This window comes from Rhodococcus sp. ENV425, from assembly GCF_002887785.1.
GTDB lineage: Bacteria > Actinomycetota > Actinomycetes > Mycobacteriales > Mycobacteriaceae > Rhodococcus > Rhodococcus aetherivorans.
Genome location: NZ_PCZU01000158.1, coordinates 64,840 through 73,692 on the forward strand (window position 1 = coordinate 64,840; position 8,853 = coordinate 73,692).

Consider the following 8,853-nt stretch of genomic DNA (forward strand, 5'->3'; position numbering starts at 1 on the left):
GACGATGCCGTTGTCCTCGAGCCCGGAGATCTTGGCCGGGTTGTTGGTGAGCAGCCGCACCGACCGCACACCGAGGTCGTGCAGGATCGCGGCGGCACCGCCGTATTCGCGGCCGTCGGCGGGTTCGTCCAGTTCCAGATTGGCCTGCACGGTGTCCAGGCCGCCGTCCTGCAGCCGGTAGGCGGCCAGCTTCTTCAGCAGTCCGATGCCACGGCCCTCGTGCCCGCGCAGATACACCAGCACCCCGCCCTCGTGGGCGAGACGCTCGAGGGCGGCGTCGAGCTGCGGGCCGCATTCGCAGCGCTGGGAGGCGAACGACTCCCCGGTCAGGCACTCCGAATGCACCCGCACCAGCGCCCCGTCGACCGGGTCGCCGGCGAGCAGCGCCAGGTGCTCGGCACCGGTGTGCCGGTCCAGGTAGCCGACGGCACGGAAGGTGCCGAACCGGGTCGGCATCACGGTCTCGTCGGCGCGGATCACCCGCCCGGCCGGCACCACGGTTGCGGGCAGCGGGTGCGCGGCGCGGTAGTTGATCAGCTCCGCGACGGTGAGGACGGGCAGGTCGTGCCGGGCGCCGAGGTCCTCGATGCCGGGCATGCGCATCATGGACCCGTCGTCGGCGACGAGTTCGGCGATCACCCCGACCTGGGGCAGCCCGGCGAGCGCGCACAGGTCGACGGCGGCCTCGGTGTGGCCGGGACGTTCGAGCACCCCGCCGGGCCGGGCGCGCAGCGGCAGGATGTGCCCGGGCCGGATCAGGTCGCGGGCGGTGGCGGTGGGGTCGGCGAGCACCCGCAGCGTGGTGGCGCGGTCGGCGGCACTGATGCCGGTGCTCACCCCGCGCGCGGCGTCGACAGTCACCGTGTACGCGGTCTGCTTCGGGTCCTGGTTGTCGGTCACCATCGCCGGCAGGTCTAGGGCGTCGGCGCGGGCGCCGGTCATCGGCGCGCACAGCAGGCCCGAGGTGTGCCGCACGGTCCACGCGATCCACTCCGGACTCGCGTGGTGGGCGGCGAGGATCACGTCGCCCTCGTTCTCGCGGTCGGCGTCGTCGGCGACGAGGACGGGCCGCCCCGCGCGCAGTGCGGCCAGCGCCGCCTCGATCCGGTTCACGACGCCACCAGCCGGCGGAAGGCGCTGCGGTGGAACACGATCGGCTCGGTGCCGGAGTCGTCGCAGTGCAGTTCGTGGACCCGCAGCACGACGATGGCGTGGTCGCCCGCGGGCACTTGCTGTTCGATCGACACGTCCAGCCGGACGCTACAGCCGGCGACGAACAGCGCTCCCCCGTCCCGGGTTTCGGTGTCGATGCCGGCGAACCGGTCGCCGTCCTTGGCCGCGAGCACCCGGGCGGCACCGTCGGAGTTCAGGACGCTGATGCCCAGTCGCGGTCGTGCCGCGAGCTTCGGCCAGGTGGTGGAGGTGTTCTGCACGCAGAATGCCACCAGCGGCGGATCCAACGACACCGGCACGAACGTGCTCGCGGCCATGCCGAGGCGTTCGGTGCCGGTGTCGGCGCAGATCGCGACGACCCCGGACGGGACGTGGGCGAAGGCGCGACGCAGCGCGGCGCCGTCGAGGGTCAGGGTGGTCATCGGGCCTCCGTCCGGAGAGTGGACCGCAGGACCGGAGCCCAGCGCTGGGCGTAGTCCGCGATCCGCGTGTCGGTGGTGTAGGTGGAGTCGAGCAGGTACAGACCCGGCGCCGGGGTGGTGGCACCGAGTTCGACGAGGACCGGCTTGAGCAGCAGGTCCGGGGCCAGGGCGTGGGCCGGGCCGGCGCCGAGCATGAGCGGCACGGCGGTGACGTCGCGCAAGCCGTCGCCGGTGGCGAACTGGTCGAGGAACAGCTTGAGGATGCCGGTGTAGGTGGCCTTGAACGTGGGGCTGGCGACGACCACGAGGTCCGAGGCGGCGACGGTGTCCACCGCCGCCTTGACGGCGTCGTCGCCCCAGCCGAGCAGGCCGGGTCCGAGGGTGATCACGTCGACGACGTGGTCGGGTGCGGCGCCGGTGAGTTCGGTGGCCAGGAGGGTGGCGGCGTCGAGGGTGCGGGAGCCGGGCTTGGGGTTGCCGGCGACGACCGTGGTCTTCATGGCGGGTGTCCTTCGGTCGGGCGCTCAGCGCGCGGATCGGGTGGCGGTGCGGCGACGGACCGCACCGGAGAGGGCGACGGCGACGACGAGTGCGCCGCCGTAGAACAGTTGCTGGACGAAGCTGGCGACGCCGAGCATCTGCAGCCCGACGACCCCGGCGACGAGGAAGTACACCGCGACGAGGGTGCCGAAGGCGTTGAAGCGGCCGGGCACGATCGCGGTGGCGCCCAGGAATGCGGCGGCGAACGCCGGCAGCATGAACGACTGGCCGGACGACGGGTCGGCGCCGCCGAGCATGCCGGCGTAGACGATGCCGGCCAGGGCCGCGACGAGCGCGGAGGTGACGAGCGCGCCGCCGCGGATGCGGTCGACGTGCAGGCCGCTGAGCCGCGCGACCTGCGGGCCGCGCCCGACGAACAGCAGCCGGCGCCCGATCGGCGTGTACTGGAAGATCACCGCGGTGAGCAGGACGAGGGCGAGGGCGTAGTAGAACTGCAGCGACACCCCGAACAGGCGGGGGCCGATGGTGGCGTCGACGAGCGCGGCGTCGATGCCGGTGACCGAGGTGGAGTCGGAGATCCACTGCACCACGCCGAGGACGACGGTGCCGCTGCCGAGCGTCGCGATGAACGAGTCGATGTGCAGCCGGACGACGAGCACGGCGTTCACGACGCCGACGAACAGCGCGACGAGCACGGCGACGGCGATGGCCGGCAGCAGCGACCAGCCCTGCTGGACGTTGAGCACCGCGATGGTCATCGCGGCGAGCGACATGGTGGACACGGCCGAGAGGTCGAACTCGCCGGCGGTGAGCGGCACGATCAGTCCGAGGGCGAGGATGAGCAGTACGGCCTGGGAACCGAGGATGTTCTGCAGGTTGTTCGCGGTCGGGTAGATCTCGGGGCGCAGCGCGCTGAAGACGAGCACGACGGCGACGAGGGCCAGCACGAGCGCGTACTTTTCGACCAGCGGGCCGAGCGCGACGCGCGGCCGGGCGGAGCCCGCCACGGGTGCCGGGGTTTTCGCAGTGGTGGTCTTGTCGAGGGTGACGGACATCAGGCTTTCACTTCCTGTCGGGTCAGTCCGAGGACGCTGTCCGAGATGTGGTGCTTGGAAAGGTGGTCGCCGGTGAGTTCGGCGACGATGTGGCCGCGGGAGAAGACGAGGACGCGGTCGCACAGCACCGACAGCTGCTCGTAGTCGGAGCTGGCGACGACGATGCCCGCTCCCCCGCGCGCCGTCTCACGGAGCATCTCGAAGATGCGGGCGCGAGCACCGATGTCCACGCCCTGGGTGGGTTCGGCGAGCAGCACCAGCGCCGGGTTGGTCTGGAGCCACTTGCCGAGCAGGGCCTTCTGCTGGTTGCCGCCGGAGAGGGAACCGTAGACGGCCTGGGGGTCGCGGGGCCGCACGTCGCAGCGTTCGGCGAGGGACGCGGCGACGGCCCTGAGCGCGCCCGGTTTGACCAGGCCCGCGCCGAGGATCGGCAGGGTGACGTTCTCGGCGACGGTCAGCTCCGTTGCGCTGCCCTCCACCTTGCGGTCCGGCGGCACGTACACCACGTTGCGGTCGAGCGCGTCGATCGGGGTGATCGTCTGTAGCGCAACGGTGTCGGGGCCGATCGTCAACCTTCCCCCGCGGGCCGGTCGGGCCCCGTACAGGGCGGGCAGCACATCGTCGTAGCCGGAGCCGGCGATGCCGGTGAGGCCGACGATCTCGCCGGGCCGCACGTCGAAGCCGATCCCGTCGACGGTCGCGGTCTCGAGTTCCTCGATCCGGGCGAGCGGCGCCGCGTCGTCGAAGTCGCGGACGGGACCGGCGACGCGGGGGTCGGCGGAGTCGAGGCTGCGGCCGACGATGAGATCGATGAGCGAGACGGCGGTGAGGTCGCGCGTGCGGTGGGTGCCCTGGGAGACGCCGTCGCGCAGGACGGTGACGCGGTCGGTGTGGTCGAGCACCTCGTCGAGGTCGTGGGAGACGAACAGCACCGCGGCCTTCCTGTCGGCGACGATCTCGCGGACGACGGAGAACAGCAGGTCGGTGCCCTCGCGGGGGAGGAAGACGGTCGGCTCGTCGAGGACGAGGAGGGGGCGGCGGTCGCCGAGTTCCTCCACGGCCCGCAGGATCGCGACGAGCGCGCGGTCGGTCTCGCCGAGGCTCGACACCGGCGCATCGGGGTCGACGTCGAGGCCGAAACGGTCGAACAGCGCTCGCGCGGTCGACTTCTCGCGCCGCCACGAGATCCACGGCCTCGAGCCGGCGACGACGGGCCCGACGCGCAGGTTCTCCACCACCGACAGGTCGGGCACGAGCGCGAGGTCCTGGTGGACGAAGCTGATGCCGAGTTCGCGGAACCCGCCGGCCGGGACGGGCAGGGGCACGTCGCGGCCGCGGACCTGCAGGGCGGCACCGGGGTCGGGGGCGTGGAAACCGGCGAGGACCTTGATGAGGGTGGACTTGCCGGAGCCGTTCTCGCCGAGCAGGCCGTGCACCTCGCCGGCGTGGATCGTCAGGCCGACGTCCTTCAGGACGGTGTGGCTGCCGAAGGTCTTGGACAGGCCGACGATGTTGACGATGGGGTCAGGGCTGCTCACTGGACCCCCACAGGGCCTCGTAGCCGGTGACGTAGGCGGTGCCGTAGCCCTTGTCGGGCTGCGGCGGGGTGCCGGTCTCGTCGATGTTGTCGGCGGTGATGAGCTTGAGCGGGGTCTGCTGGGCACCGTCCGGGACGGGGTCGTAGCCCAGGAGCAGGCGGCCGGCCTGGTCCATGGTGGCCCAGGCGAGCCACGGGATGGATTCGCCGACGTTCATGGTGACGATGCCGTCGTCCTGCTGGATCTTCAGCACGGCGGGGGTGCCGTTGACGGAGGAGATCTCGACCTGGCCGGTCTTGCCGGCGGCCTTGATGCCGGACTGGGCATAGAGCGACATCGAATCGTAGATGGGCAGGACGAAGTTGATGGTGGGGTCGGCGGAGAGGGCTGACTGCACCTCGGACTGGATCTTGGTGGCCCACTCGGCGACGGGCACGTTGACGATCTTGTATTCGCACCGGGGGCAGTACTGCGCGATCTCGTCCTCCATCGCCGCGACCTCGGCCTTGGCGGGCGGGACCTCGTTGGAGGTGATGATCAGGGCGTTGCCCTCGCCGTCGGTCTGATCGATCATCCAGTCGACGGTGAGGCGGTTGGCCTCGGCGAGCGGGGCGTCGGTGGTGGCGTCGACGAGGCCCTCGAGGCCGGCGGGCAGCGACTCGCCGCGCAGGATGGTGTGGGTGAGCAGCACGGGAATATTTGCCGTCTCGGCCTTTTCGAGGGCCGGCTTGATGAGGGAGGCGTCGATGCCCTGGGAGAGGATGATCAAGTCGACCCTCTGGTTGACGGCCTGCTCGACGCCGGTGGCCCACTGGGCGGGCTGGCCCTGATTGGTGTATTCGATCCAGGTGGCGCCGTAGCGTTCGGCGACCTTCTTCGATTCCTCGTCGACGGCGACGTTGTAGGGGTTCTCGCTGTTGGTGGGGATCGCGAAGATCGTCTTGCCGGCGATGTTCCGCATCGGGAAGGGCTCGGCCTCGAGGGTGAACTCCGGGTCGGCCGCGTACTTCGCGAGCTGGGCGCGGGCGTATTCGATGCCGGCCGCGACGTCGACGTCGGAGACGTCGCCGCCGCCGGAGCCGGAACTGCTGCATGCGGCGAGACCGAGGGCGGCCGTGAGGGTGAGCGCGGCGATCGCGGCCCGGCCGGGAAGGGTGGTGCGCATGAATTCTCCTGGAGGGGGAAGAGGAGGTTCGACGAGAGGCGGGATTCGACGAGAGGCGGGATTCGACGAGAGGCGGGGGCGCGTCGTTGCGGGGCCGGCCGATGCGGTCGATGACTTCGAATGTATCGGGTGCCGTGTTGCGACCGGCAACACCGTTGGTTCGTTCGTGTTAACTGCCGTGCGGCTTCGCCGCCCGTGCGCGTTTCTGGTAGCCAGAGCTACCGGAATCACGCACGGGCGAGGTAGGACTGGGCGCGGGTCAGCGGCCAGACCTCGGCCATCTTCTGCTGCATGTCGAACAGGTTCGAGTGGTGGATGGCCGGATCCCGGTCGCCCACGGCGTCTTCCACGACGATGGGAATGTAGCCGTGCTGCATCGCGTCGAGGGTCGTCGCGCGCACGCAGCCGCTCGTGGACAGGCCGGCGATGAGGACAGTGTCCACCCCGAGCGACGTCAGGTACGAATTCAGCGACGTCCCGAAGAACGCGCTCGCGTACTTCTTCGTCACGAGCAGCTCGGCACACGTCGGCTCGAGGCCGTCGATGAGCTCCCCGTACGGGCTGCCCTCGCAGAACGCGACGAGCGTGCCCGACTTCTTGAAGAACACCCCGGCGTCGGCGCCGTCGGCGCGCAGCCGCACCTCGGTGATCACGACGGGGATGCCGGCGGCGCGGGCGTCGGCGAGCAGCGTGCGCATCGCCGCGACGTTCTCCTCCACCCCGGCGTAGAGCGGGCAGTCCGGGTCGATGTAGGCGCGGGCCGGGTCGACGACGATCAGGGCCGGGCGAGTGCCGGGCTGAAGTTCCTGCCCGAAGCCGGCGCGGGCGTAGTCGGCCGCCTGGGTGGTGCGGTCGGCGAGGGTCATGCGATGTCCTTCAGGGTCGTGACGGGCTCGAGGGGACGCACGGCGGCGGGCGCGGCGTTCCGTCGCGGGAAGGCCAGGCACACGGCGACGCCCGCGGCGGCGACGACGGTGAGCGCGAGACCCACCGCGCGGACGTTGTCGACGAACCGCGCCAGCTCGGCGCTGCCGAGCGTGCCGAGGGTGCCGCCGTACGCGGCCTGCCGCGCGGTGGCGCTGAGCCCGACGGTCGCGACGGCCAGCGCCAGCGCGGTGCTGAGCAGGTAGCCGACGTTCTGCAGCGTCGAGCGCAGCCCGTTGGCGATCCCGCGACGTTCCGCAGGCGCGGTGAGCATCAGCGCGCTGGTGCTCGGGGTCATGAACAGGCCGGTGCCGCAGCCGAGGACGAACAGGAACGGCGCCGTCGCCCCGAGCGATCCGCCGTCCGGCGAGAGCATCAGGGTGACGCCGAGCAGCCCGACGGCGTTGAGCGCCATGCCCGTGGCGGTCAGCGTGCGCGGGGTGAAGCGCAGCATCAGCGAGCCCGCGGCGGCGGCCGCGACGACGGTGCCCACCGCGACGGGCATCACCAGCAACCCGGCCGCGACGGCCGAGATCCCGCCCACCGCCTGCCCGTACAGCGACACGAGCAGCGTCACCGCGTAGGTGGCGACGGCGTTGACGAGCACCGCCACGAGGACGAGCGCGATGCCGCGGTTGCGGAACAGCGTCAGGTCCACCAGCGGGTGGGCGCGACGGATCTGCACCGCCGCGAATACCGCGCCGAGCACCAGGCTCGCGGCGCCGCACGCCCACGGCAACCACGGCGACGACGTCACCCCCGGTGTCAGCGCCAGCACGACGGCGGTCAGCAGCGCGGTCGACAGCACCGCTCCCGCCAGGTCGAACGGCTCACGCTCGATGCGACGGCGGGTGCCACGCGGGATCACCAGCAGCGACGACGTGATCGCGAGCACCCCCACCGGCAGCACGACGACGAACAGCCCGCGCCAGCCGAACGCGGCCGTTGCTGCACCGCCGATCACCGGCCCGACGACCTGCGCGACGGCCGCGACGGTCGCGTTCCAGCCGAGGGCACGGCCCAGGCTGTGCGGCGGGAAGGTGTCGGTGAGCAGCGCCGTGTTGTTGGTGACGACGGCCGCCGCCCCGACGCCCTGCAGCACCCGCGCCGCGATCAGCCACCCGGCGGACGGCGCGAGCATGCACAGCCCGGTCGCGACCGTGAACACCGCCAGCCCCGCCAGATACAACGGGCGACGGCCGACGATGTCGGCGAGCCGGCCGAAGACGAGGATCAGCGCGGTGGTGACGAGCATGTAGCCCAACAGGATCCACGTCGACTGCGCCGCCGAGGCACCCAGCTCGCGGGTGACGGTGGGCAGCGCGACGGTGAGGCCGCTGATGCTGAGGAACACCGCGACCACGCCGATACTGGTGGCCGCGAACACCCGCCACGGATGCGGATGATGCTGTGCGGCAACGCTATCCATCGGCGCGACGCTCGTGGACGTCGGTGACGGTCTGCAGCGCCTGCGTCAGGCGCAGGCACGTGTCGTCGACCCACGGCCGGCCCACGATCTGCACGCCGACGGGCAGGCCGTCGACGAAACCGGCGGGCGCCATCACCGCGGGCAGGCCGAGGTAGTCGAACAGGCCGGTGTTGCGGCCGACTATCGACTGCATGGGGTGGCGCACGCCGTCGATCTCGACGGTGACGTCCGACAGCCGCGCGGCCGTCGCCCCGATGCCCGGGGTGACGAACGCGTCGATCCCGGCGGCGTCGAACGCCTGCACCGTCGCGCGCTGGGCGCCGGCGCGGCGGCGCAGCGAACGCAGGTAGTCCACCGCCGACGGCACCAGCCCACGCGCGATACGCACCTGGGTGCCGATGTCGTACCGCGCGAACCGCTCCAGCGCGCCCTCCTGGTTGGCGGCGAGCTCGCAGGTGAGCACGATGGTGACGTCGTCGTGCAGGCGGTGGGCGTCGGGGATGTCGACGGGCACCACCTCGGCGCCCAGGCCCCGCAGCGCGGCGATCGCCGCCTCCCACGCGGCCAGCACGCCCGCGTCGCACAGTTCGGTGAACCACGTGGTGGGGACGCCGAGCCGCACCCCGGCCAGCGACGGCGCGCCGGA

At 71.7% G+C, this 8,853-nt stretch carries 9 protein-coding genes; all 9 read right to left on the reverse strand.

Features of this window, described 5'->3' with window-relative positions; genetic code table 11:
• Positions 1–1,113 (reverse strand): 3,4-dihydroxy-2-butanone-4-phosphate synthase (ribB, locus tag CQZ88_RS13280; RefSeq protein ID WP_258008581.1); only part of this gene is annotated, 1,113 nt, incomplete at its 3' end.
• A complete protein-coding gene (locus tag CQZ88_RS13285; RefSeq protein WP_102799863.1) occupies positions 1,110–1,595 on the reverse strand; it encodes a flavin reductase family protein in 486 nt (161 codons plus the stop codon). The genes ribB and CQZ88_RS13285, both read right to left, overlap by 4 nt.
• Positions 1,592–2,095, reverse strand: a complete 504-nt coding sequence (locus CQZ88_RS13290) for an NADPH-dependent FMN reductase (protein ID WP_048772970.1) — start codon at positions 2,093–2,095, stop codon at positions 1,592–1,594. The genes CQZ88_RS13285 and CQZ88_RS13290 overlap by 4 nt, the downstream gene beginning before the upstream one ends.
• A gap of 24 nt (positions 2,096–2,119) precedes the next feature.
• Positions 2,120–3,151 carry an ABC transporter permease gene (locus CQZ88_RS13295; protein ID WP_102799864.1) on the reverse strand — a complete coding sequence of 344 codons (1,032 nt, stop codon included), beginning with the start codon at positions 3,149–3,151 and terminating at the stop codon, positions 2,120–2,122.
• Positions 3,151–4,689 (reverse strand): sugar ABC transporter ATP-binding protein, encoded by a 1,539-nt coding sequence (locus CQZ88_RS13300; RefSeq protein WP_102799865.1) that lies wholly within the window; start codon positions 4,687–4,689, stop codon positions 3,151–3,153. Before CQZ88_RS13300 ends, CQZ88_RS13295 begins: the two co-directional genes overlap by 1 nt.
• On the reverse strand, positions 4,676–5,854 hold the full coding sequence (locus tag CQZ88_RS13305; RefSeq protein ID WP_102799866.1) for a sugar ABC transporter substrate-binding protein: 1,179 nt from the start codon (positions 5,852–5,854) through the stop codon (positions 4,676–4,678). The genes CQZ88_RS13300 and CQZ88_RS13305 overlap by 14 nt, the downstream gene beginning before the upstream one ends.
• Before the next feature lie 227 nt (positions 5,855–6,081).
• The gene (locus tag CQZ88_RS13310) at positions 6,082–6,720 is read right to left on the reverse strand and encodes an isochorismatase family protein (protein WP_064066746.1); all 639 of its coding nucleotides are present in this window, start codon (positions 6,718–6,720) and stop codon (positions 6,082–6,084) included.
• Entirely contained in the window at positions 6,717–8,207 is a 1,491-nt protein-coding gene (locus tag CQZ88_RS13315) for an MFS transporter (protein WP_102799867.1), read from the reverse strand. Before CQZ88_RS13315 ends, CQZ88_RS13310 begins: the two co-directional genes overlap by 4 nt.
• The coding region (locus tag CQZ88_RS13320) for an amidase family protein (RefSeq protein WP_219727515.1) at positions 8,200–8,853 on the reverse strand (654 nt) is incomplete at its 5' end. The genes CQZ88_RS13315 and CQZ88_RS13320, both read right to left, overlap by 8 nt.